This is a genomic window from Psychrobacter sp. NG27, from assembly GCF_016106655.1.
Classification (GTDB): Bacteria; Pseudomonadota; Gammaproteobacteria; order Pseudomonadales; family Moraxellaceae; genus Psychrobacter.
Window position 1 is genome coordinate 412,193 of sequence record NZ_JADGIN010000002.1, and the last position, 26,598, is coordinate 438,790.

Here is a 26,598-nt window from a genome sequence, read left to right on the forward strand (position 1 = left end):
CGTATTGGCCAGTTATTGATTTTTCATCTAATTTTTAGCGGCAACGCTAATGGCTATATCAATTATCTTATATACTCTGCTGGCGGCGACGTCGGTTAGATAAAGGACATCTATGTTTGCCCATATCACTGCTCAACGTCAACCACAACGTACCAATACAATGAGTCGTAAAGCTGATGGCTCGCAGCAAATATCCTATCAAGGTATGCACACTCGTTTGAGTATGGCAGTTGCTATTGCCTTGAGTTTCACGGCAATACAAGCACAAGCTGCGGATACGACTCAAACTTATAATGAGATACCAGCACCAGAGGCTGCATTTGAGTACGAAAGTTTGAACGCGTCGCAAAAGAGTGGCGGTCTTAAAGCTGACTCAAATGTAGACATGCCAATGGAAAAGCTGAATGACAAAGCGTTTGTGGCACAGCAAGCCAAGCTGTTTTTGGAGTGTACGCAAGTACAGAGCAGTAGTGCTCGTTTGGCCTGTTTTGATAAGGTAGCTGAACAAGGTAAAACACCAAGCTATACCTCAACCAAACAACCAATTGATTTGGCAAAGACATTTCAAAGTACGGTCTCAGGTAATCCAAAAGTGATATTGGCTGAGGCTCAAACGTCAATGAGTGGTACGACAGTTGAAGATGCCGATACCATCTTAATGACCAATCAGCAAACAGCAGCTAGTAAATTGAAGGCAAATGACAACGTAGAAATAGATACTGAAACGAAGAATGAAGCACAGATTTTAGAAAGTGTAGGTGTCACTCAAACAGACATCGAAAAATTCTCGCCACTCAGTCTGTCTTATGACCTAGACAAAAACAGTGAGCGTGGTACATGGACAGTAAGACCGTATCGCCCTACTTATTTGCTGCCATTGTTTTATACTTTTGATCCCAATTTGAGTCCAGGTACACCATCACAAGAGACTGAATCGTTAACCACTAACGAGATGCGTGAAACTGAGCTAAAATTCCAGCTATCTCTAAAGACAAAAGTTGCAGAAGATTTATTCGATACCAGTGCTGATTTGTGGTTTGGTTATACCCAAGAGTCGCATTGGCAAGTGTATAACGAAGACAACTCACGACCATTTCGTGCCACAGACTATCAGCCCGAAATATTTTTGACACAGCCTGTGACGGCAGATTTACCGTTTGGCGGACGTTTACGTATGCTGGGTGCGGGTGCTGTCCATCACTCTAATGGACAAGACGACCCATTATCACGTTCATGGAACCGCGCTTATCTGATGGCAGGCGCAGAGTGGGGCAAGCTCTCAGTCATACCGCGTCTATGGGCTCGAGTAAATAGTGACAGTAATAGCGATGATGATAACCCAGATATCGAAGATTACATGGGCTATGGTGATATCAAGTTCTTATATGATTTGCCAGATCAGCAGAGCCTCAGTGGGACATTGCGCTACAACCCAAGCACCAACAAAGGCGCGGCACAACTTGACTATATTTACCCGTTGTCAGAAAACGTCAATGGCATGGTACAGTTGTTCCAAGGTTATGGCGAATCTATCATCGATTATAACCATGAAAATACCTCTATTGGCTTCGGTATCGTACTGAACGACTGGAAAGGGCTTTGATATCAGTAGCATCTACCCTGACTTATGACAGCTGATGCCTCGTCTAGCCCCTTATCAAACCGGAATATGGTTGGCAGAGTACCTATATGTACGCTGCCAACTATGCCGCACCTATCGTAGCATTCCACAATCTGAGCTACGAAAGCACGCTTCACCCTCTCATATCGAGCACTCAACCAATGCGTCTGCTACGTTTGAGCCTTCACTAAATAACAGTACGTTTGCCAATATTCGTCATCGGATAAGTCATCGCTTAAACAAAGGCTTACTCTGTGCTGACTGCCACAACAGTATTATATGGTTACCAAAATCTTTTGAGGTTGATATTGCCGCTGGCACCTCGTTGACGATTCAAGCGGCAACCTACTACGACTACCCAATGCGTCAGGCAATTCGGTCTTTTAAGCATCATGAAGACATGACTAAGCTGCCACTACTGTTACACGCCATACGTCAACTGCCACGTCCACATGGCTGCTACCACAATAATAGTGTCATTATCGCGATGCCAACCACGGATCAGAGACTGATTAAGCGTGGATTTGACCCTGTCAGTATATTATCAGCACAACTGTCGAAGCATTGGCATATCCCCTTATGGCACGGCGTTAGACGTATCGATGATACGATTAGCCAGCAGGGACTGACTCGCGCTGAACGCTTGAGTAATTTAGACAGTGCTTTTGCCCTTATCTCAAAACCTCCCGTAAAGCGCTTACTGTTATTCGACGATGTTTCCACCACGGGAGCCAGTCTACAGGCGTTAGCACGTGCACTCATTTCAACTGAAATAACAGAGACAATGAATCCTAAGCATCAAAATGGCTATCGTGTCTCTGCCTATGCGTTAGCACATGGTAGCCAATGATAAAAGCTATCTATAGAGCGCAATATATTGCTAATACATCACCTTAACGCTATATTAATAAAATAATATATATTAATTTGTTATCAGTAAAGTTGAGCTAACATGCTTTGAGAGGTGAGATGTCTCGTTAAGACAATAATTTTTAACGATATTGCCAATATGCTTATCATCAGCAATTTATGGACAATATCATTACTAAATATGATGGAACAAAAATTGCAGGTTATTTAGTAAGTCAGCATAAAAATAAGTAATACTTATAAAGTAAAACATGTTTGTTATTGGCTCTAAATCAATCACGATATCAGATACATAATGGCAGTTATAAATAGGAATATGATGTGAGCGCATCTTTAAACAATCGACCACTTAAGCTCCATGCAACAAGCTCAGGCTTTACTTTAATTGAGCTGATGGTGACGATTGCCGTGCTTGCTATTATTGTGAGTATTGCTGCACCAAGTATCAGTACACAACTTGCAAATCAGCGCGTGAAGTCGACAGCGTCAGTGATAGAAAGCGCCTTAAAAGAAGCGAAAGCTGAAAGCATTATTAAGCGGCAAAATATTGCTGTTATTTATAATAGTACTAGTACTCCTAGGACAGTTACGTTGCAAAATGGCGGTAGTACGTTGATTACTTACAATATAAATAGTCAAAACACTGTGGCGGTCACTACTATGGGTGCTTCTCCCGTTAATGTAACTACAGTTACGTTCCAGCCAAATAAAATCATTGCTAACAACGATGGTGTTATCTATACCATCTGTGATACTAACTCAAGTAATGAAACTCCTAGACAAGTGAGTATTAATAGAATTGCCAATATTAGTACTATAAACTCCGGAAGCTGCTAATGAGCATTGAATCTAAGCAAGAAGGCGTAGGGTTGATTGAGGTAATGGTAGCTATACTCTTACTAAGTGTTGCAGTGCTTGGCTATAGTGCCTTACAGGGTCAGGCTATCAAAGTGACTAACGAATCATTCGAGCGTTCTCAATCATTAATAATGATGCGAAACATAGCAGAAAAAATCCATTCAAATCCTTTTGCTGTTGAGACTTATGAGTCTGAAATTAATAATATGGATTCTATTACGGCCCCTACTAGTCAGTGCGGTCTAGATGGCGTAGCAGTAACTACATTTTGTACAGCAGCAGAGCTTGCAGTAGCCGAAAGCTACAAAATCAAAATAGATTTACAGAATTATGACTTCCAAATACAGATGCATCCTTGCCCGAATACTGGTGGTAATGGTGCTGATGTAGCAAGCAACATTATGTTCTCTTATTGTCTGATTTCAGCATGGGGCAACACGACAGCTACTATTGGTGAAGACGATACAGGTACAGATGGTAGCATGGACTGCTTGACTGCACGAGTTGTCGATGACCAAGATGTAGTCGAACAAGCAGGTGGTAATTATCATTCTGCAGCTACTTGCATGATGATGGAGATATGATATGAATCCACAGCATCAGAATTTTTTACACTTGTCTACGTCAAATAAAAGCACTCCTGCTATGCAGGCTTTGACTGTAGACAGAATGAAAGGCTTTACTTTAGTGGAACTGATGATCTCTTTGGTGCTAGGTTTGCTAGTTTCTGCTGCCGCACTGCAAGTGTTTTACACAAGTTCAGTCAATAGCCGTAGACAAGAAGCCAGCTCACAGATTCAAGAAAATGCTATTTTTGGTTTTTCTCAAATACAGCAGCACCTAAGGCGATCAAACTACGGCGCTAAATCAATCGGTGCTTATGATGAGTTCTTTATGAACCATCTGACGCCACAGGGCGGGTTGGTACTTACTGCACCAAGTGGTATGGGTACGCCAGTCAGTTGGTTACAGGGTAATCTATCTGGATTGGTATTGAATGGTAATGCTGTTCCAGCAGCTTTATTATCAAGTAATGAATCTGGCAATAGCATAAGTAATATAGATGGTATCGCCAATAGCGATCAGCTAACGATCCAGTATAGATCGGATAGAGCTGGTACTTTCGACTGTGAAGGTGCTGAGATACCAGAAGGGTTTTACGTGATCGAGCGGTACTTTGTGCGTATGGATACTACAGTTTCGCCTAATGCGCCTGGACTGGCTTGTGCATCGGCTATTTATGATTACAATGAAACAACTGCTGGACTCCCAACCGGTATAGATATTAAGGAATATGAAATACCTGCCGTGCCTGCCGTAACCACAGCCCCTGTTAAGGCGGCCATACCAGCTTCAACACAAGCGAATAATTTAGCTGGTATAGGTACTATTATTATACCTAACGTTGATTACTTTAGAGCAAAGCTAGGTATATCTTCAAGCAGAGATTTTGCCACAGATCCTCAAAACTTAGTAATCGCTTATATACCGATTCCTACTGCTACAAACCTCACTGCAGCTCTCAATGCTAGGCGTATTGTGAGTTTGCAAATCGGTATTTTAGCTCGTTCAGATAACCCAACAGCAACGGCGCAAGCGAATAGTGAATTGACATTTACGGTTCTTGATAAAGCCAATGTAGCTCTCAATAGCGCTGCTATAAGTGGGCCTACATATTTACGCAATGTTTATGAAACTACAGTGCTACTACGCAATGCTAGAGGAGGTTTGTGATGAAACCTAAAACTATAAGTCATCCTAAATTGTCGACTAATTCATATAACCAATCTGGTGCGGTACTGATTGTGGTGCTGTTGGTACTAATTTTAATTATGATCGTAGGAGCCATTGCTGTTAGACAAAGCACCACCGATCTAAAAGTGGCAACTGCTGATCAAGTAAATAAGCTTCTGTTTCAAGCCAATGATGCTGCTCTATTAAAAGTCGAAAAAGAAGATCGTATCTTGAGTGCTGATAGCCGAGAAAAGAATGATACCTTAAAAGGCTATATGTCTAGTAGTGAACGCGAAGGTCATAAGGTCAGTTTCTGTGTGAGACCACGTAGTACAAAGCTATTTAGTATTCTTGAAATCAGTGAAGTGAATCGTAACGACGCGCTATTGACAGCCAAAAACAATGGCTACTGTAATCCTGAGGATAGCAATGATTATGTCAGCGAGGGTCGAGTCATCACTCAAATGACCTTTGTACGACCTGAAAGTACAGGTATCTTGTCACAAGAAGGATCAGGTACCTCGTCCAATGATGTCGAGCCTGCCACGACAGGAGTCAATGCAGCTATTGGCTGTACTACTTTTATAGGTTATGTCACATCAGTTATACCAGCGTTGTCCAATGCATCGTTAGGAGATGCTAATAGCAGTGGCACTAGCTCTATCGCAGGCTGTTTTAAACAGTCACGTACAGGGACTAATACCGTAGACAGCTGCTTAACTGCACTAAGTGTTCCGTATCAAACGCAACAACAGACCTATATCAACCAGCCTGTTGGCGTTACTTGTGTATCTGGCAACTAAAAGTACAACTTTTCACAGCAATATAAAATAGTGATATCTTATTTATAACAGTAATTATTATATATGGGCGGTTATTATGAAAGTTTCGAACAGAATCAAGGTTAATAAGGCCCATCCTATTACTACAGGTTGGTCTCTAAAATTATTATCGACTGTCATATTAGGCTGTATGGCGAGTAGTGCTGGTCATACAACGGATCTAGAGATATATCAAGGGGCAACCTACGGTAATGCCTCTATCATGATGATGCTCGATAATTCAGGAAGTATGGATACAAGAAGTATTCGTAATGATTATTCAGCGGTCTTATCTGGCGATAGTACCACTTCGGGAAAGTTAACTCAGGATCTTTACGATGATAATGGTGCAAAAACAAATCAGGCTTATGAGTATGATGTAACTTATGTAAAAAAAGGCGATACAAAATACTACGACCGTATGTCACGTCTCAAAATGGCTCTGATGCCAATGTTTGCCAATCCGAAGAGTAGTACCGCCTTTGGTGGGGATGTTGATTTAAGTAAATATAGAATAGGACTGGGTAGCTTCTATATTAGCTCTGGAAAAAATGGCGGTAAGATTATTAATCCAGTGTTAGATTTGACTTTAGAAAATCGAAAAAAGTTACTTACGACAGTTAAGTCTCTGAGTGCCAGTACTAATACGCCTACTGCTGATGCCTATGCTGAAGCAGGTGCCTATATGCTAGGAACGAACACACAAAAAGTAGAAACCGAAACGCTATATGAAGAAGTAGGTTATTCTAGGTATCATAATGTTAATAAAGATAAAGTATACAAATGCACAAAGACTAGCTCAGTAATAAGTACATTAAACGGTTATAAATATTATTCATGCATTACATACGACGGCGGAACGAACGCTGATCAGAGTGCTTACTATCCTAGCATATTAGGTAATGTCATTTCTTATGCACCCACAGTAGACGGTAATACTTACTATTATAAACAGGTTTCGGCGGACGTGGCAGCCAATTCAGCAAGTGGCTTTTCGCAATCTTCTGATGATACTAAAGTAAAGCCAGGGTTATCAAAATACGATTCTCCTATCAAGGGTGAAGCCAATCAGTGTGACGGTTATGGTGTTTACTTTCTAACCGATGGCGAGCCTAATACATCAACTACTGATACTATTAACCTAATGGAAAATAGCTTGGCAGGTAGCTCGTTAAGTATGGGCAGTACATGTGATGTTGGTTTGACCAGTACTGGCACTACATTCGGGACAGCTTCTAGATGGGAATGTATCGGTGAGTACTCTAAATATTTATATAACAAAGGCAATCCTAAAAGTACTCTTATTGCGACAGCAACGGTTGGCTTTGGTAGTGTATTTAAAAAGCTCACAGATAAAGGAAAAATCACTAGAACTATTACTCGTCCTAGCGGTGTCGTTGAGAATGTAGACGTTTACCAATGTGATGCTGATGGTATTGGTCAAGATGCCAAGAATCTATGTAAACTTGGCGAAAAAGGCGAAGGCTATGGTAATGGTGGCTTCTATTATACCGAAGAGCCAAAAGATATTGCAGACAGTGTTAGACAGTTTATTGAAGATGTTAGCACTGCTGAGATTGATCCAATATCAGCAGGGACAATGTCTGTCCCGTTAGACAGCCTAGGGGGGCTCGAATCACGTCAATTCGCCTACCTACCTATTCTTGAGCCGATTCCTAAATCACCATTATTATGGAAAGGTAACCTAAAGAAATATAAAGTCAGTAATTCTACGTTACTTGGCGCTGATGACAAGTTTGTCTTTTCTGATAGCAGTGGGCTGTTTGCAAAAAACACTCATGATTTATGGAATACTATTATTGATACCAGTCGTCTTGATACCGCGAGACCTGACGGCGGTGCACCGCAAATTGGTGGTGCTTATCAAAAAGTATTTGAAAATGCGACTACAGGTATAGGCAACAGAAACTTATTTGTTGATAGCGGCAGTAGTTTGGTCAATCTCAACGTCGCTGCTAATAAACCAGTAAACTTCAACGATTTAGCGACAACATACAGTGATAAACAGAAAGTAACCCTGCTTAATTTTATGGGTTATAGCGAACCGGAAGACGCAAAGATTAAAGATAGCACAGCGCTCACCTCTACTCAAAATAAGGCATTAAAAAATATCGGCGGTGTCTTGCACTCCATACCGCAGCTCATTACCAAAAAAGTAGCAGTTGATGCTACTGGCAAGTTCGACACCAGTGAGCGTCAAGACTATATTATTTACGGCTCTATGGACGGCGCGCTACATATGCTCGATGATAGTACGGGTAAAGAAACCTTTACTTTCGTACCGAAACAAATCCTTGATTTGCAACCCAAAGCACTCACTGGTAATGGTTCTGCAGAAGATGGTAGTTACCCATACGGTGTCGATGCCCCTTGGTTAACTTATGCCTCTTATACTACTAAGTCTACTCCTACAGGTACCGGTGCTGCCGCAACCACTGTCAATACTTACGAATCTGATCAAAGCTTTGCATTAGGTGGACTGCGTATGGGCGGCTCTATGTATTATGCCTTAGATGTCTCGGAAGTCGAAAGCCCTAAAATAATCTATAGTGTTGGCTCTAACTATGCCAATAAACTGCAAGATAGTACGCTAAGTTTAAGTGGTATCAAAGATAACGTGGCGATCATCAACGCAGCAGAACAACAAGCTTTTGCAAAAATGGGTCAGTCATGGGGCAAGCCGGCGCTAGGCTATGTCAAAAGTGGCGGCAAGCGTGTGATGGTTAGCTTTTTACCCGGTGGCTACGATGCCTGCTACGAGAATCCAACGTTTAAATTAAATACTGTCTACTCAGATAATGTCCAATGTAGTGCCAAAACTGCTGCCCAGGGTAATAGCGTTTACATGGTACAAGTAGGTGAAGTGCAAACTAAGGCTAATAATGAAGAAGAAGTCAATGTATCTCAGGATAATGGTAAGCTTCTTTGGTGGGCAAATAGTGAAGGTACAGGTGATAGTAGTACTTCTCGCTCTAGCTCATTACAGTATTCTAAAGCTGCAGAAATGAAGCATAGTGTAGTAACACAAGTGAGAACTTTAGATCGAAACTACGATGGTCTTATAGATCATATTTATTATGCTGATTTGGGTGGTCAAGTATGGCGAGCAGATATCAATAACAATGCAGATACCGATAATTTCAAAGTAGATCGGGTAGTAAAAATATTAGACGTCAGTGATCAAGTTGATACTGGTGATGCTCCGCCACGTATTTATGAGCGTCCACTGATTACTTTCTATAACGGCAAGTATGCTTACAAGGATGCAGCAAACGTATCAGGCAGTGCTAGTGGCGTACAAGCTATGGTTACAGTAGGGACAGGAGATCGCAGTAATCCAGTAACCGCAACCAGAAATATGCCCGATGCTCTATACAATGTTATCGATAAGGATGTTGCCCGTAGCGATTTATTCTATTATGGAACTGGTACAGCAACGACGATTAGCATGCGTACACCTGTAAACAAGGTTGGAGTTGCAGCAAATGAAAATAACAAACTACAAAAACTGACGTTCTCAGCCACAGATATTGGTTCAAATGGCATCAAGACAAATATGCAGAACAATGCGGTCCAAGGATGGTACATGCCATTTAATACTTGGCTAAATGAGACGACACAAACTACTGGTCCTTACAAAATAAAAATGTTTAATGAACCCGATGCTCTCGCTGGGGTATTAGTGTCCTCTTCATATAACCCTGACAAAGGGCAAGTCATTCAAGCTTGTAGTGCTGGTGTGAAAGGTGAGACTCAACGCGAACGTACTTGCTTACCTTATGGTGCTTGTCTAGATGGTACAGGTAATGATGTGCTGACCAGTCGCTCTACGTTTAATGCGGGCTCAGGGATTGTTGACAATATTGTCACTCAGTTTAATGATACTAGTATTTTTAGCGGTTTAGTTAACCGGTGTGAAGGGGATTCTTGTGAGCCTAAAGTCATCTGTCCAAGTGGTGACTGTGATCCTGAACCGCCTACCTGTACGGGTCCTACTTGTAGTCCTCTAGACGGTTTTAATACTGACAAACGTATCAACCCATTGAGTTGGATTGAGCATTGATATGTCTAAACAATTGAACAATGACACTAGACAGCAATCAGGCTTTACTATTATAGAGTTGATGATTGTCGTGGCTATTATAGGCATCTTGGCTGCTATCGCGATACCGAGCTACCGTGCATATATCATTCGTAATGCAGAAGCCGATGCGCAGCGCAAGATGTTAGCATTGACCAACGAGCTTGAACAATGGCGAGCCAAAGCATTGACTTACAAAGGGTTTGAGCCTGATACCATTAAGGACACGACAGGTGAAATTAATTTTCCCACTACTGACCCAAATTATGTGATTAAGCTAGGACACCTTACAGGATCAACAACTTTTAGCACGCTACATGAAGGCAGCGGCCGCGCTAACAACTGGATTATGATAGCCACGCCCGTTGATCTAGTAGGTGCAGATAGCTTTTTACTTTCAAGCCAAGGGCTGCGTTGCTCAAGTAGTGAGGTCTTTGATATTACGGATGCTGACTGTACTGGAGCGACCCCATGGTAAGTATTACATTATCACAGGATGTGTCAAAAAAGCCTATTGCCCAAACTGGCTTTACATTGATAGAGCTGATGATTGTCGTGGCCATCATTGGTATTTTATCAGCGATTGCATACCCTAGTTATCAAGGCTATGTAGAGCGAACCAATCGTGCAGATATGATGAGTGAGATGCAGCAAATAGCCAGTCGTATCGAAGCCAATAAAGTCAATTATAAGCGTTATGACAGAATACCATTATCCTCTATATTGTTAGATACCCCTGAGACTGATGGTAGTATTACTTTTCCTATCTCTGGTAATGCTCTATATACAATTACAGTCACACCGAACGACACGGTGACTCTAAGTGACAAAGATTGGACTATTACAGCGGCTCCTTTAACAGGTCAACGAATGGCAAATGACGGTAGTCTGACTCTAAACAGTCTAGGTAGGAAGTGTAGAGACACATATTGTGGTAAAGGTGATGAATGGAACGATTAAGCCAGTTGTTACTCATAAACAAGTTGTGTTGTAACACACCTAATATTGTGTGTTAAATACCAAATCTGTTTTTAATCAATCAAGCAATATAGTTGAGCTATTCTATATTAATTTAGAGTAGCTCTTTTTTATTGATCTCAACATAAGAAATAGCCAGTCACCTGACAAAAAATGTCATGCTGGTTACCTTATATGCCTAATCATCACTCAAACTGACGATTTTTAGTAGGTCTTCAGTAACAATAATAAGTAGACAAAAATTGTCAGCAGCTTAACTATGTCAATTTATAGCCGTTCTATTTATTTTTGAGTTCATATTGAATGCTGTTCAATACCTTATTTATCGGATCTTTAAGTGCTATATACCAAGTAATCACAAGCGATATATAGCTTATAGTCTTAAATGGACGCTATTATCAGTAGCAATATTTTTGTAGTAAGAAATTAAGATGAACTGAAAAGTTGGCACGGTACCTGCAACAATAATACTAAGAAGGTTAGATGAGTAAGTCAATTAACTACTCAAACTAACAAACCCTATATTTATAATAGATGGCAGATAGTGATACTGCATAGCGTATCAATCGATTTGTTATCACCTTACTCTAAAGGACGTACTATGAACGCTACTACCCAAAAAGGTTTTACCTTAATCGAATTAATGATCGTTGTTGCGATCATCGGTATCCTAGCTGCGATCGCTCTACCTGCTTATCAAAACTATATTGCTCGTTCGCAATTTTCTGAGTCGCAGACTTTACTTTCTGGTGTAAAGCCTGTTATTCAGGAAAGAGTGGATCAAGGCACAGCGTATGCATTGGGTGATGGTACTGATAATCCTCTAGGAATAGCGGATACTGGTAAATATGGTAGTGTTACCTATCCTGCTTTTGCTTCAGACGATGATTCAGCAAGTGCGGTATACGAATTTGGTGATAACGTAAACAAAAATCTGCAAGGTGAAACCGTTACTTATACTTATACGCCTGGTGATGGCTGGTCTTGCAGTACATCAGTAGCAGAAGACTTCGCTAATAACTGTGCTACTAGTTAATGTTCGAGTTTTATAACGGTTTAAAAAATAAAGAGCTATTGATAGCTCTTTATTTTTTGCTTTTCTTTTTGGGATTTACCACAGGTCTCAGTTATAGTACCTATAACGAATTTAGAGTCTATGAAACTATAGCTCTATTAGCTTTTGGCTTCTATGCCTTTTTTGCTAAGCAATTAGCTGTTACAAGAGTAGAGTTACTGTTTTTATCATTCCTATCATTAGGTAGCTTTTTTTGGCAACAGCCTTTTTTTAGTATCACTGAATTACTGCTTTATTATTTGCTTTATAAGAGTTTTCAAGTATTAAATTATAATAACTCCATCACTAAAGTTATTGTTTTATCAACTTTTCTATTGTTTCTACTTTTTCCCCTATCCTTATTCGAATACGTCCAAACAGGTGTCTATAAAGCTATTTGGTATCCTTTACCTTTTAACATTAGAGCATATGATAGTTATTTCTTGATAGTATCTATTTTAGCTACTTGGCTATATTTAACTGAAAGTAAGTACAAGAGCAGTTATTTAGTACTTCTATTTCTAGCTTTTTTTGCCATTCTTTTAGATGGTGGGCGTTCTGCTACATTAGCTTATAATGCTTTTGTCGGATTTGTTATCATATTTAATAAGAGTAGCAGACCACCCCTTATTTTTACATACGCAATGTCTTGGTTAGCTTATATCGCTATTACTTATACAGCGAGCCTTGGGTCTAGTAGCTTACGTATAGCAAGAGAATCTTCTAATGGGCGTATAGACTTGTGGATAGATGCTTTGCAATGTTGGTCACAGCATCCCATTGTAGGCTGTGGATTTTATCAATTAGACAGTTCTCCGAATCTATCAGCTCATCCCCATAATATTTTTATTCAAGTATTGACTGAATTGGGGTTGGTAGGCTTTAGCTTTTTAACCCTTATTGTCTTCACAATAGCTAAAAATTTGAGTTGGAACCTTAAAAAAAATCACTTTGTTATTGCAGCTTTTTTAGCGGTAGGTATCGATTTATCGCTCTCAGGAATACATATCTATCCCGTCACACAAATAGCATTACTATGGCTATTTACTTTTTTATTAAAAAATCCTGAGTTTTCTCACGCTCAGTATTTCGTTAATAGAACAACGACAACTTCCCAGTTGCAACGTACAATATCCTATATAGTATTTATGGTATTAGCAATTTGGCTTATCTATGTAAGTTTTCAGGCTTCTTCTTTTAGCTCTGATATGCCATTAACACCTCCAAGATTTTGGGCATATGGATACCGATTACTCTAATGATATGAAAGTATTTGGCGTTTTTACTTATTACTCATATCTAAGGATGATTTTTATTTGAATATACTTGGCACAGTGTCTGCATTAATCAGGTATCAACTTTAGGCTATATGCTTATGCTTCTAATATCAGATCACTCACGCAGCTCTCAATCAGGCTTTACTTTAGTCGAGATGATGATAGTTATTACTATAGTTGGAATTTTGGCCTCTATTGCAACCGCTAGTTATCATGCCTATATTAGAAAAACTCAAATGATGACAATTTACCAAGAAATCAATCATTTTCGTATACCTTATCAAATATTGGTCAATGAGGGAGCGGGGGTGACAGGGTTTAGTCCAAACGGTCTAAATATGCCTGCGCAGACTGAAAATTGTCAGTTTACCGTTATTCCACCAGACGTAAATGCTGTCACTACTGATGCCGTAGTTTGCCAAATTCAAAATCTAAACTATTTAACTGATCAAACTTTGAGTCTGGATTTAAAGACAGATGGTACTTGGCATTGTAGGGCCTCTGATGACATATCAAAGTCTTATTTGCCTCAAGATTGCCAGTAAAATGGGACAATAAAAAACCACTTAGTAGCGAGATGCTACTGAGTGGTTTTTTATTGGTTTAATACATTGAACGGTTCTAAAGAATAAATCACTTTTCTAAATACTGAATCTTACCTTCTACGCCATCCCACTTAGCGGCTTCTGGCATTTGGCCTTTCATCTCTGTGATGTTTGGCCATTTTTGTGCCAGCTCTTCATTTAGCTGAGTGAACATTTCTTGATCTTTTGGTACTTCATCCTCTGAGAAGATGGCATTGGCCGGACATTCAGGCTCGCATAGTGCGCAGTCGATGCACTCATCAGGATCGATGACGAGGAAGTTTGGGCCTTCATAAAAGCAGTCCACAGGACAGACTTCCACACAGTCGGTGTATTTGCAAAGAATGCAGTTATCTGTAACGACAAAGGTCATAGTGAGGTCTACCTGTTATTTGATGGGGCTAAATAGAAGCGCTAGAAAATAACTCATATTTTAGCGCCTTTACGACGGTTTGACAATTCTCTTTAATGACTCATGATCTTTTTCAGATGATACAGTAAATCATGTGCTTGCTTGGGTGTTAAGCTATCAGGATCGATAGCGCTTATCTCGTCTTGTAGACTAAACAATTGATTTTGTTCTGAAATAGTGTAATTCTTCTGGCTTTCATTAACATTGATAGTATCTGATACTTGGCCATTATCTTGTCCGTTATATAGAGATGCTACCTGCCGTTTATCCGTTACTGACTTAACTAATTCATTTTTGTCATCAATGATTTTGCTATTTTCGGCGTTAGTCGTGTCTATATTTAAATTATCAGCCAAGTAGCGTTTGGCATCATCCAGCACTTGCGTGGGAATCCCTGCCATTTTTGCGACATGTAGTCCAAAGCTGGAGCTTGCTGCGCCATCTTTTATTTGATGAAGTAATAATAATTGACCATCGATTTCACTGGCTGCTACATGCACATTGCGAATGCTAGCATGATGATTTTCACCGTTCTCTGTTAAATCTTCTGCCAATTGCGTCAGCTCAAAATAATGGGTGGCAAATAATGTCAGGCAACCAATCTCCACCAAGCGATTGACACAAGCATGGGCAATGGCGAGACCATCAGTGGTCGCTGTACCTCGCCCGACTTCGTCCATCAGTACCAATGATTTACTGGTGGCTTGATTCAAGATATTAGCCGTCTCGATCATCTCCACCATAAATGTAGATTTGCCACCTGCCAAATCATCTGCTGAGCCAATGCGTGTAAAGATACGATCAATGTCACCAATATGCGCATGCTCAGCTGGCACAAAACTGCCGCAATGAGCGAGCAAGACTATCAGAGCCGTTTGGCGCATATAGGTAGATTTTCCACCCATATTAGGGCCAGTAATCATCAGTAGTCGCTCAAGGTTTTCGAGACTGCCTAGTGCACAATCATTGGCAACGAAGTGGCTCTTGTGCGTGGTATTCACAGTTTTGGTATTCGTATTAGCGGGGTTTAGCGCCGCTTCGACCACGACGTGACGACCTTGACGAATATCAATGCTGGTTTCATGTATTATCGACTCATTTTGATCTTTTGCTTCATGACCCATGATTGGACGCTGCCAATGATAAGTCGTCGCAAGCTGTGCCCAGTTGCTTAGTACGTCTATTTGGGCGATAGCTGCACTCAGCTGTTGTAGTTCAGCTAAGTTTTCGTTTAACTGGTTTAGTAGTTCTTGATACAGTTGCTTTTCACGGGCTAAAGCCAATGACTGTGCGCTTAGGTATTCTGTCTCGACGTCTTTTAGCTCATCAGTGATGAAACGCTCACTACTTTTCAGTGTTTGCCGACGGATAAAGTGAGCAGGCGCATTTTTTGCTTGCATCTTGGGCAGCTCAAAGTAAAAGCCGCTGACTTTATTAAAACCTACTTTTAAACTGGGCAGTTGACTGTCCTGACGGGCGCGTTCGACCATCTCATCTAGCGTCGATTGGATATTGTCATGCAAGTGGGTAAGACGATCGAACTCGTTATCATAGCCTGCCGCCAACATACCACCATCACGAATGTGTGCAGGTGGCTCGATGATAATGGTGCGCTCAATTAATTCGGCTACCGATTGGACGGCAGATAACTGAGCAGGTAATTGCTGCATGAGTATTGGCAACAGTCCTGACTGCTCATGGCTGATACCTGACTCATTGAGTAGGGTAGTAAGCTGCGCGCTGCTGGCGATACCGTCGGCGAGTTTACGTAAGTCACGAGGTTTGGCGCTCATGAGTCCGATGCGACTACTGATTCTCTCGATGTCACCAATGGTGTTGAGGGTGTCGCGTAGATTTGTGACTAACGAGCTGCGTGTTAAGTCTACATCCGTGTCGGCTGCCGAGCGCTCTGTGTGTAATAGATGATTAATCGCATCCAAGCGCATATTGATACGCGCATGTTGGCGCAGTGGGCGCTTCATTTGCTGTACCAGTAGTCGCTTGCCCATGGGTGTCTGACAGTGATTGAGCACAGATATTAATGAGGTGCCACTGCTACTAACGGGCGTAAACAGTTCAAGGTTTTGTTGGCTATTGGCATCGATAATGAGGTAGTCATCGCTGTACTCGACAATGAGTTGGTTCACTTGAGGCACGTGGCGTTGCTGGGTTTGGCGTGCATAGTGAATGAGCGCTGCGCAACTAGATTGTGCCAGTGGTGCGTTATGAATTCCTAATCCATCAAGGCGTTGAACTTCAAACTGTTGGCAAAGGGTGTCGCTGGCATGCTCGCGATGAAAGTCATTTGCCGCGACTTCTATGATAGGGCAGTCTAGATTTTGACGCAGCCACAGCAGCCACTCTGCATCAGTACCGCCAATATTACTGATACTATCGTTAAGTGCTTCGCTAATGATGCACTCACTGGGCGCAAAGCGCGCCAATACTGTGAGCATCTGGGCTTGTAGATCTTTAATATCATCACTGCTGGTAAGCAAGGTCTGTGTCGTCAGCGTGCCAGCTGCCAAGTCCAGTTGACTGATAGCCGCTTGCATGGGTTGTTTGCTATTTGCCTTAGGCATGGCAATATCAATGGCGACGACCGTAGGCGTATGATTGGGCGCAATTAATGCATCGTCAGTAATGGTTCCCGCTGTAAGTGTTTTGACCACTTCGCGGCGCATAATGCCAGCACCAGATTTGCTCTTGTCTTTCTTTTGCTTATCGCCCATCGCAGGGATATTGGGTTTATCACTCGTACTGTCAGTAGCTGATTCATCTATCTGCTCACAGACGACCACCGTTTGCCCAGCAGCAATCAGGCGTGCCATGTAACTATCGGCAGCATGAAATGGTACGCCTGCCATGGCAATCGTGTTGCCTGCTTTGTCCGTACCACGGCGAGTCAAAGTGATGTCTAATATCTGCGCGGCGCGTTTGGCATCATCAAAAAACAGCTCATAAAAATCGCCCATCCGGTACAGCAGCAGTGCTTGTGGATAGTTGGCTTTCATGGTCAGATATTGCACCATCATCGGCGTATGATCTGCTAAGTAATAGATGGTATCGCCGACACTTAAACGATCAGAGGTGTCTTGTTTAGATACAGCATTGTTTAAAAAAGTACCGTTTGAAACAGTATCGTTTGATGGCGCAGGATTTGCATTGCTATTTTGAATGGACGGCTTTACGGTCATGCAGAGTCTCTTTTGGTACTTAGATGGGGTTTTATCAATATAATATCTTGAGATTAACTGTGCCATTTTAACACGTCTTACCGCGTTTTTAGGGCGACAAATATCTACTCGCCGCCCTTGTATCCATCAGCGCCATAACCATATATAATGATGGCACACTTAATTGGGCGATACTAAATTAGGTAGTACTTAGTCGGGTGATGACAAGGCAAAGAGCTAAGCTTTGGCTAATGCGCACTAATTATCGAATATTCCATAGGTCAAAAAATTATGTTATCAAAGATTATAGGCAGTGTGGTTGGCACCAAAAATGACCGCGAATTAAAACGCATGCGTAAAGTGGTCAGCAAGATCAACGCACGAGAGGCTGAAATACAAGCTTTGTCTGATGAGCAACTACAACAAAAAACCGAAGAATTTAAAGCACGTCATCAAAAAGGCGAAAGCTTAGATGCGCTATTGCCAGAGGCGTTTGCCGTCTGCCGCGAAGCATCATTACGTGTCAATGGTATGCGTCACTATGATGTGCAGCTGATTGGTGGTATCACTTTGCACGAAGGCAAAATTGCTGAGATGAAAACTGGTGAAGGTAAAACCCTAATGGGAACCTTGGCCATGTATCTGAACGCGATCAGTGGTAAAGGCGTGCATTTGGTCACGGTCAATGATTATTTGGCAGCGCGTGATGCTGAATTGAACCGCCCGCTGTTCGGATTTTTGGGTATGACTGTTGGCGTGATTTATTCACAGCAGCCGCCACTCGAAAAAATAGCGGCCTATCAAGCAGACATCACTTACGGTACCAACAACGAATACGGCTTTGACTATCTGCGCGACAACATGGTTTTTAGTCTAAAAGAGAAAAAACAGCGTCCGCTAAACTTTTGTATCATTGATGAGATTGACTCAATCTTGATTGATGAAGCTCGTACGCCGCTGATTATTTCAGGACAAGCTGAAGATTCATCACGCATGTATGCGCTGATTAACACCATTATTCCTGTGCTTATCCGTTCAAAGGACGAAGAAGCAAACAAGAACAATGAAGAAGAAGACTTCTGGATTGATGAAAAGAATCGCCAGATTGAAATCAGCGAAAAAGGCTATGAAAAAATTGAGCGCTTCCTAATCGAAGTGGGTGAGCTGGGTGAAAACGAAAGCTTATACAGCCCAAGTCGTTTGCCACTATTGGCACACGTTCAAGCAGCTATTCGTGCGCATCATGTGTTTGTCAAAAATGTTCACTATATTGTCGATGAAGGCGAAGTGGTCATCGTTGATGAAAACACTGGTCGTACCATGCCGGGTCGTCGCTGGTCAGAAGGTCTGCATCAAGCAGTCGAAGCCAAAGAAAACGTTGAGATTCAAGCAGAAAACCAAACGCTTGCGACGACGACATTCCAGAACTTTTTCCGCCTATATGACAAACTGTCTGGTATGACCGGTACGGCTGATACCGAAGCAGCAGAATTTAAATCGACATATGATTTGGATGTTATTGTCATTCCAACGCATGAGCCGATTGCTCGTATCGATATGGATGACCAGATATTCTTAACCAAGTTAGGAAAATACAAAGGCATCATCCGCGAGATCAAAGACATTCAAGCCAAAGGTGCGCCAGTACTGGTTGGTACAGCAACAATTGAAGCCAGTGAAGAGCTGTCTTATCTGCTCGATCAAGAGGGCGTTAAGCATAATGTTTTAAATGCCAAGCAGCACGAGCGTGAAGCCGAAATTATCGCACAGGCAGGTAGCCCTAAGTCTGTTACCATTGCCACCAACATGGCAGGTCGTGGTACGGATATTATTCTAGGTGGTAACTGGCAGTCATTTATCGAAGATATTGACTCGGTCAGTCCAGAAGAGATGCAGCGCCTAAAAGCCCAATGGCAAATCAAGCATGACCAAGTCGTGGCGGCTGGCGGTCTACATATTATTGGTTCTGAGCGTCATGAATCACGCCGTATCGATAACCAGTTACGTGGTCGTGCTGGTCGTCAAGGCGATCCTGGCATGTCGCGCTTTTTCTTATCGCTTGAAGACGACTTGATGCGTATTTTCGCAGGTGATCGTGTGGTCAACATGATGCGTGCCATGGGTCTAAAAGAAGACGAAGCCATCGAGCATAAGATGGTGTCCAAATCTATTGAGAACGCGCAAGGAAAAGTAGAGAGTCGCGATTTTGATGCCCGTAAAAACCTGCTCAAATATGACGATGTTGCCAATGAGCAACGTAAAGTCATCTATGGACAGCGTGATGATCTACTGGCTGAGATGGATTTATTAAAAGCCATTGAGACCATGCATCATGAAATCTATACCGCCCTGATCAACCAGTTTATCCCGCCAGGGTCTATCGATGACCAGTGGAACGTCGATGGGTTAGAGGATGAGCTGGAAGATGAGTTTAAGATACCGATGCCGATCAATGATTGGCTAGATGAAGATCGTCGTCTAGACGAAGAAGGATTACGCGAAAAAATTATCCAAACCGCTGTTGCTCGTTATCATGAGCGCCGTGAGCAAATGGGTGAAAAAGATGCCGCACAGCTTGAGCGTCACTTTATGCTCCAAAGCTTAGACAAGCACTGGAAAGAGCATCTGACACAGATGGATCAGCTGCGTAAAGGTATTCATCTGCGCGGCTATGCACAGAAAAACCCTGAACAAGAGTACAAGCGTGAGTCGTTTGAATTGTTTCAGATGATGCTTGGTGCGATTAAGTCTGAGACCGTACAAGATCTATCACGTGTGCATATTCCAACCAAAGAAGAGCTAGAAGCGTTGGAAATACAGCAGCGTGAGAATGCAGCACATATGCAAATGCAGTTTGAGCATGATGATGTGGATAATTTGGACAGTGGTGCGAACCGTTCAGCTGCTCAGCCAAACCCACAGAATCGAGGTATCAATAGCGGTATCGCCGCAGCTGGCGTGAGTACAGGTGTATCAGGTAGTGGTGACAATGCTAGTGCTAGTGCTAGTGAGCCTAATCCATATGCAGGTATGAATATCAGTCGCAACGCCGCTTGTCCTTGTGGATCAGGTCTCAAATACAAACAATGCCATGGTAAAATCTAGTTTTTATTGCCATCAGTTTGTACTTATAAGCTGAAGAATATAAAAAGCCCTTGTCTATTCTAGATAGGGGCTTTTTATATTCATCGAATGATCTTTCTAGAAACAGAATATATAGTTGATTTGGTTTAATAGAGAGACAAGGCAACCGAGTGTAGATGTATATGCGATACTTCAAGCGAGGTTAACGCTGTCACTCTTTTATAGAAGATTGACTATACGTCTATAAAATATGCAAACCTGTTGTATTGATTGCTTACAAATTCAGCATAGGCGTGAATTTATGGACAGGCTATAGTGTTCAACATATTTATTTTGGAGAGTGTCATGAGTTTAGCGTCGTTAAAACAGCTACGTACTTCCGTAGCGTTGGTAGGGTTGCTTGCTGGTGCGTTAACGCTCAGCGCTTGTCAGCAGTCAGAAACGGAGTCAGGGTCAGAAGAGGGTGTCGATACCGAAGAGGTTGTACCAATGTCAGCTGAACCGGCTGAACCCAATGATATCATCGTCAATACTGAAGACACGACAGTCAGTGAAGTAGCGGACGATGAAGTAGTAAGCGATGAAGTAGCGAGCGATGAAGTAGAGAGTGAGACAGTGGCTCAGTAGATGGTAGCGAGACGCAAAGGTCTTATCTATGCACTCCTGAAGTAAAGGTCAGCGCGACTTAAACCAATAAACAGTAATGACCATGCGATGAGCAAAAAAAAGCAACGTGATACTCGCGTTGCTTTTTTATATCTGTACTATTTTATATCAGCGCCATTCTACATCAGTGCCATCTGATATCTATACCATAATGAAATATCTAATAGCTCAGCATTTTCTCATAATCATGGGAATAGCCATGTGTTCAGTTTAACCAACCTCTCATCTACTCTGATGGAGTCACGTCTTTACCGCGCGACCCATGCGCTAGAAACCCTTCTTCAGTCACATCTAGCTCCTCGTGCTTGAGTTCTACTTGGATGCTATCCGTATGTACGTGCGTGCTTTTATCAATATCAATTTCTTGAATGACATAAGTGTCTTTGGTGATGGTGGCTACTTGGCGCGAGACCACGATTTCGATAGGATCATCGCCGACTTCTATTTGTTTGCCATTGATGGTCACGACAGCTTTGCTATCTAATGACGGCTCGACATGGCGTAATATGTCTTTTTCGTCGTAATCACCAGAGAGTAAGTCTTGACTCTCCGCATCATGATAGTCAGTGCGAATGGTGATGTATTCTTCGACAAGCTCAATTGGGATATTTATGGTCTTGGTACGGGCATGTTTGGTGACGGTCACTTTACCAACATCCAATCGCTCTTTATTGATGACGGGACGCTCTTCTAATAGTTCGAGATGGCCAATATTGACCATGTTTTTCGTTTGGTTACGCGATGCGTCTTGTTCATTAATTAAGCTATTTTGAGGCAGATTATTTTCTTTATTGATGCTCATGGTTATCTCCTTATAATTATAAAATGTTGGATCATGAAAGCTAAAAAGGTCATACAACGAGATGTCTGATTCTCTATCTCTACTATAGACCATTTACTCAAACTACTGATACAAAAAAGACCAGAGACATGCCCTGATCTTAATCTAATAAATAAATGCGTTTAGCTAAATCTCAACTAACTAATAAATACCGTCACATTTAGCTAATAGTCTAAAAAATATCTCTTATTAACAATGTGACATATCGGCATATTACATACCACGAGCGTGGCGTACATCTTCAGCAGTGATATCATCACGGTCAACGATATTGCCTTCGCGATCAACTACGTGACCATCATCATTGACATCCAATTCTTCACGCTGGATAGTTTCAATGATGGTCTCAGTATGGCGTTCAGTTGTTTTGCCAACATTGACCTCTTCTGATACATAGGTTTCTTTACCAACACGGGCGCGTTCAGCTTGTAATTCAACTTCAATTGCTTCGTTACCGTTCACATCACCGATACGACGATCTGTTGGACGATCTACATTAGTACGCTGGATATTGGCATGTTCTTCTTCAAGCTCAACATCGACGTTGCGCTCTTCAGTGACTACATGCTTACCGACTTTAACTAAGCCTGCTACGATACGATCTTTATTGACAGTTAGACGCTCTTCTAATAGCTCCAACGTATTTGGTGCGTCATAGGCATGATCTGCAATTTCCATACGCTCTGTGGCAGGAACGATATCAGATGAGAATGCTTGACGGTCTTTTTCGTACTGATCTTTGTAACTGTATTGATAGTCGTGATCGTAGACTTCCATGGCCTCGACCTGTCCTTTGGTCAAGCTATCAAAGAACACATCATCACCAACAATACGTGCTAATCCTGCTGGTACCAATACTTCTTTTGAGCTAAACCAGCCACCTGCATCAACGATAAGGTAACGAATGCGACCAGTGGTATCTTCTACCAAAGCCCCTTCAATCTTACCGATTTTTTCTTCATTAACACCGTAAGCTGTTTTATTTGTCGGATCATAATAGTCATCACCGATTAGGTCATGGTGAGTTGCTTGAATATCTTTTAAACGAATTAGTTGGCTCATTATTGTCTTCCTTTTTTGTGAGTTAATTGCTTTTAATTATAATATTTAGTAGTTATTTTTTAATTTCTGGAAATAAAGTAAATCGAGTGCTAAACGATGTAGATAGTCTTTGCATCAACTTGTGGCTATCCTAACATCATGATTCTGAGTGATATATATGAGCAAGGTAGCGAAGTGTGCACTTGGCGTAATTGCGTGTAATAGGCTGTAAGCGCTATAACAGAGAAAGGGGTATAAGTTGACGCAGCTTTACAAAGAGAAATATTGAACGATTGTTTTCTATGATTAGACACAAAAAAACCGCAAAGCAAAATGCTATGCGGTTTTTAATACATACTAAATATTAGATTATCATCAAATATTTTGCACGTTATGTTGTCTTAAAACAATACGCTCAAAATCTATAGATATTTAAGGCAATTCAATAGCGACTGCTACCGCTTCACCACCACCGATACATAGCGTGGCGACGCCTTTTTTGCCGCCAGTACGTTTGAGAGAGTTGATGAGTGTGATAAGAATACGGGCACCAGAACAGCCGACTGGATGACCAAGCGCACAAGCACCGCCTTCGACGTTTACTTTGGCATGATCGATCTTTAACTCGTCCATAGCGGCCATTGTGACCATGGCAAATGCTTCATTGATTTCCCATAGATCAACATCTGCTACAGACCAACCTGCACCTGCTAGTACTTTTTCGATTGCGCCAATCGGGGCAATGGTGAACTCACTTGGGTGACGTGAGTTAGAGGCAGTCGCAATGATGCGGGCTTGATAATCCCGACCTTCAGCTTTTGCTTGTGACTCTTTCATCACAACAACCGCAGCCGCACCATCAGAGATTGAGCTGGCATTTGCTGCCGTAATCGTACCCTCTTTTGCAAAGGCAGGACGTAGTGTAGGGATGCGATCGGCATTGGCAAGTGCTGGCTGCTCATCAGTATCAACCGTCTGATCACCTTTACGGGTTTTAAAGGTAACAGGCTCGATCTCGTCTGCGAAGTGACCATCTTTGATAGCAGTGAGTGCACGGTTCAATGATTCAATGGCGAACTCATCCATTTGCTCACGGGTATAGCCTTTTTCATCTGCCATTTCTTGCGCAAACATGCCCATGAGTTTACCAGTTTCAGCATCCTCTAGACCGTCTAAGAACATATGATCTTTGACTTCTTTGTGACCCATACGGTAGCCGCCACGTGACCCTGGCATGAGATAAGGCGCGTTGGTCATTGATTCCATACCACCTGCGACAGCCACATTGAAGCTACCCGATTTGATACCATCATGTGCTTGCATGACTGCTTTCAGACCTGAGCCGCACAGCTTATTGATCGTCACAGCACCAGTTGCGTCAGACAGACCTGCTTTACGCATCGCTTGACGGGCAGGGCCTTGACCCAAACCTGCGGTCAAGATACAACCCATGATAACTTCATCAATGTTATCAGCGCTAACGCCAGAACGTTCGACAGCGGCTTTGATTGCAGCAGCACCAAGGTCTGTGGCGCTCATGTCTTTTAGGACACCTTGAAAACCGCCCATTGGTGTACGAGCGCTGTTTAAGATTACAATTGCATCATTTGACATCGTTATTATTCCTTTTCACGTATTTTAAATAAAAGTGTTTTATTTTGATTGGGGCGTGTTGAACATTCAAATGTGGTGCTGGCAGTGACTATTTTCTAGACAATATGCAGTGAAATTTTTGATACCTAGTCATTCTAGGTTAAACAATTTCGCCATATATTGGCAAAAAAGAGTACTGCCCTGAAAGGCTGATGCTAAAATCACCTCAAACGTTGTTGCAAGCCTAGCTAAGGTCTCGACATTATCGTCGGCTTGCGCCTAGTTGGGTGCAATTTTAACAATCAGCAGCCCTAATATTTGAATGTTCAACACGCCCCAAGGTCAAACGCTCGTTGGCCACCAAGCTTGTGTTATCTATGCCAGCTCATCTAAGCGAATGCGTACTACTTTATCAGTAATAGTCTCTAGTTTTTCGATTTTTTCAATCGCCAGATTCATCTGGCTTTCGACCACAGGTAGCGTCAGGATAATGACGGGTACTTGGCCCACTTTATGGGCAGGTTTTTGCAAAATAGCATCGATATTGATGCCAGCGTCGCTCAAGATACGAGTGATATCCGCGAGTACACCTGGATTGTCACTAGCATGTACACGTAAGTAGTATCCAGTGATCATCTGCTCAGCACGCAATATCGGCGTATCTGACAGCTGTTCAGGAATAAACGCAAGATGCGGCACATGATGACCATGGTTGTTTTGATTGCTGTTGCCTTGATCGTCACAGTCGGTATTGCCTAGGACACGGACCAAATCCATGACATCGGCCATCACCGCAGAAGCAGTTGCACCAGCGCCTGCACCATCACCGCAATACAGCGTCTGTCCAAGTGGATGCGAGTTGACCAGTACCGCATTCTTTACGCCATTGACGTTAGCAAGCAACGCATCTTGCGGAATCAGCGTCGGATGTACGCGCAGCTCGATACCAGCATCATCAGCATTGCCTTGACCATCACGGCGTACGGCAAACCCTAGGTGCTTGATACGGTAACCAAGCTCTTCGGCATAGTTGACATCTTGTAACGTGATACCCGTGATACCTTCACAGTAGACTTTATCAAACTGTAGCGGAATACCAAACGCGATCGAGGCAAGTAGTGCCAGTTTATGAGCAGCATCGATACCTTCGACATCGAAAGTTGGGTCTGCTTCTGCATAACCCAGCTCTTGTGCTTCGGCCAATACATCGGCAAATGGGCGACCTTTGTCACGCATTTCAGTCATGATAAAGTTGCCAGTACCGTTGATGATACCTGCGAGCCAATCAATTTTATTGGCAGCAAGTGCTTCACGCATCACCTTGATAATTGGAATACCGCCTGCTACCGCTGCTTCATAAGCGACATGGACATTGTTTTCTTCAGCGAAGGCGAAGATCTCATTGCCATGTTCAGCCAATAAAGCTTTGTTAGCCGTCACCACATGTTTGCCATTTTTGATGGCATGCATGATGACGTCTTTGGCTAGGGTAGTACCACCAATTACTTCGATAACGATATCGACATTGTCGCTTGCCGCAATTGCCATCAAGTCACTGTTTTGCGTGATATTTGAATCAATATCGTCACGCTGACGACGCGTACCAACTTCGGTAATAATAATATCGCGTCCGCTACGGCGTTTTAGCTCATCTAAATTGTCATGGATTAGGTTGATCACGCCCGTTCCGACGGTGCCCAGACCAAGTATCGCTAGTTTGATGGAATTACTCACAGTATCCTCAAGAGGTTAAATATAATGAAGCGAGTATAACGCTATAACAGTGCCAAATGAGCCTACAGTACTAAACCTAGAGGCTGTGCGCATTTTTTTTATCGCTGTTTCGTCTACATACTTCATTATAGTTGAATAAAAAATGCTTAGAT

Annotated in this window: 20 protein-coding genes; 14 read left to right on the forward strand and 6 right to left on the reverse strand. The window is 42.2% G+C overall.

Going from position 1 to position 26,598, the window contains the following annotated elements; genetic code table 11:
- Positions 1 to 112: 112 nt before the first annotated feature.
- The 12 genes from IP485_RS05215 to IP485_RS05270 all read left to right on the forward strand — a co-directional run bounded on the left by IP485_RS05215 (position 113) and on the right by IP485_RS05270 (position 13,860).
- A complete protein-coding gene (locus IP485_RS05215) occupies positions 113 to 1,603 on the forward strand; it encodes a phospholipase A (protein WP_198326313.1) in 1,491 nt (496 codons plus the stop codon).
- A gap of 34 nt (positions 1,604 to 1,637) precedes the next feature.
- Positions 1,638 to 2,471 (forward strand): ComF family protein, encoded by an 834-nt coding sequence (locus tag IP485_RS05220; protein WP_198326314.1) that lies wholly within the window; start codon positions 1,638 to 1,640, stop codon positions 2,469 to 2,471.
- A 341-nt stretch (positions 2,472 to 2,812) separates the two neighbouring features.
- Complete coding sequence (locus tag IP485_RS05225; RefSeq protein ID WP_198326315.1) at positions 2,813 to 3,328, forward strand: prepilin-type N-terminal cleavage/methylation domain-containing protein; 516 nt, start codon at positions 2,813 to 2,815, stop codon at positions 3,326 to 3,328.
- Complete coding sequence (pilV, locus tag IP485_RS05230) at positions 3,328 to 3,933, forward strand: type IV pilus modification protein PilV (protein ID WP_198326316.1); 606 nt, start codon at positions 3,328 to 3,330, stop codon at positions 3,931 to 3,933. Before IP485_RS05225 ends, pilV begins: the two co-directional genes overlap by 1 nt.
- 1 nt (position 3,934) lies before the next feature.
- On the forward strand, positions 3,935 to 5,083 hold the full coding sequence (locus IP485_RS05235) for a PilW family protein (RefSeq protein WP_198326317.1): 1,149 nt from the start codon (positions 3,935 to 3,937) through the stop codon (positions 5,081 to 5,083).
- Positions 5,083 to 5,886, forward strand: coding sequence for a PilX N-terminal domain-containing pilus assembly protein (locus IP485_RS05240; protein ID WP_198326318.1), 804 nt, complete (start codon positions 5,083 to 5,085; stop codon positions 5,884 to 5,886). Before IP485_RS05235 ends, IP485_RS05240 begins: the two co-directional genes overlap by 1 nt.
- Before the next feature lie 76 nt (positions 5,887 to 5,962).
- A complete protein-coding gene (locus IP485_RS05245; RefSeq protein ID WP_198326319.1) occupies positions 5,963 to 9,988 on the forward strand; it encodes a hypothetical protein in 4,026 nt (1,341 codons plus the stop codon).
- Position 9,989: 1 nt separating this feature from the next.
- Positions 9,990 to 10,484 (forward strand): type IV pilin protein, encoded by a 495-nt coding sequence (locus tag IP485_RS13845; RefSeq protein WP_198326320.1) that lies wholly within the window; start codon positions 9,990 to 9,992, stop codon positions 10,482 to 10,484.
- On the forward strand, positions 10,478 to 10,966 hold the full coding sequence (locus IP485_RS05255) for a type IV pilin protein (protein ID WP_198326321.1): 489 nt from the start codon (positions 10,478 to 10,480) through the stop codon (positions 10,964 to 10,966). Before IP485_RS13845 ends, IP485_RS05255 begins: the two co-directional genes overlap by 7 nt.
- 619 nt (positions 10,967 to 11,585) lie before the next feature.
- Positions 11,586 to 12,020, forward strand: a complete 435-nt coding sequence (locus IP485_RS05260; protein WP_198326322.1) for a pilin — start codon at positions 11,586 to 11,588, stop codon at positions 12,018 to 12,020.
- A complete protein-coding gene (locus IP485_RS05265) occupies positions 12,020 to 13,297 on the forward strand; it encodes an O-antigen ligase family protein (protein ID WP_198326323.1) in 1,278 nt (425 codons plus the stop codon). The genes IP485_RS05260 and IP485_RS05265 overlap by 1 nt, the downstream gene beginning before the upstream one ends.
- Before the next feature lie 116 nt (positions 13,298 to 13,413).
- Positions 13,414 to 13,860, forward strand: a complete 447-nt coding sequence (locus IP485_RS05270; protein ID WP_198326324.1) for a pilin — start codon at positions 13,414 to 13,416, stop codon at positions 13,858 to 13,860.
- A gap of 88 nt (positions 13,861 to 13,948) precedes the next feature.
- Here the strand turns inward: IP485_RS05270 and fdxA are convergent, their stop codons facing one another.
- Positions 13,949 to 14,272, reverse strand: coding sequence for a ferredoxin FdxA (fdxA, locus tag IP485_RS05275; protein ID WP_198326325.1), 324 nt, complete (start codon positions 14,270 to 14,272; stop codon positions 13,949 to 13,951).
- Between the two features lie 92 nt (positions 14,273 to 14,364).
- Positions 14,365 to 17,346, reverse strand: a complete 2,982-nt coding sequence (gene mutS / locus IP485_RS05280) for a DNA mismatch repair protein MutS (protein WP_227686443.1) — start codon at positions 17,344 to 17,346, stop codon at positions 14,365 to 14,367.
- Positions 17,347 to 17,778: 432 nt separating this feature from the next.
- Between mutS and secA the strand changes: the two genes are divergently transcribed.
- Complete coding sequence (gene secA, locus IP485_RS05285) at positions 17,779 to 20,592, forward strand: preprotein translocase subunit SecA (RefSeq protein WP_198326327.1); 2,814 nt, start codon at positions 17,779 to 17,781, stop codon at positions 20,590 to 20,592.
- Positions 20,593 to 20,916: 324 nt separating this feature from the next.
- A complete protein-coding gene (locus IP485_RS05290) occupies positions 20,917 to 21,198 on the forward strand; it encodes a hypothetical protein (protein WP_198326328.1) in 282 nt (93 codons plus the stop codon).
- A 265-nt stretch (positions 21,199 to 21,463) separates the two neighbouring features.
- On the opposite strand, the gene IP485_RS05295 is transcribed toward IP485_RS05290, so the two are convergent.
- The 4 genes from IP485_RS05295 to IP485_RS05310 all read right to left on the reverse strand — a co-directional run bounded on the left by IP485_RS05295 (position 21,464) and on the right by IP485_RS05310 (position 26,446).
- Positions 21,464 to 22,039 (reverse strand): YsnF/AvaK domain-containing protein, encoded by a 576-nt coding sequence (locus tag IP485_RS05295; protein ID WP_198326329.1) that lies wholly within the window; start codon positions 22,037 to 22,039, stop codon positions 21,464 to 21,466.
- 252 nt (positions 22,040 to 22,291) lie between these two features.
- The gene (locus tag IP485_RS05300; RefSeq protein ID WP_194363589.1) at positions 22,292 to 23,140 is read right to left on the reverse strand and encodes a DUF2382 domain-containing protein; all 849 of its coding nucleotides are present in this window, start codon (positions 23,138 to 23,140) and stop codon (positions 22,292 to 22,294) included.
- 411 nt (positions 23,141 to 23,551) lie between these two features.
- Positions 23,552 to 24,733: a thiolase family protein gene (locus IP485_RS05305; RefSeq protein WP_198326330.1), complete on the reverse strand. Its 1,182-nt coding sequence runs from the start codon at positions 24,731 to 24,733 to the stop codon at positions 23,552 to 23,554.
- Positions 24,734 to 25,087: 354 nt separating this feature from the next.
- On the reverse strand, positions 25,088 to 26,446 hold the full coding sequence (locus tag IP485_RS05310) for a homoserine dehydrogenase (protein ID WP_198326331.1): 1,359 nt from the start codon (positions 26,444 to 26,446) through the stop codon (positions 25,088 to 25,090).
- Positions 26,447 to 26,598: the final 152 nt, after the last annotated feature.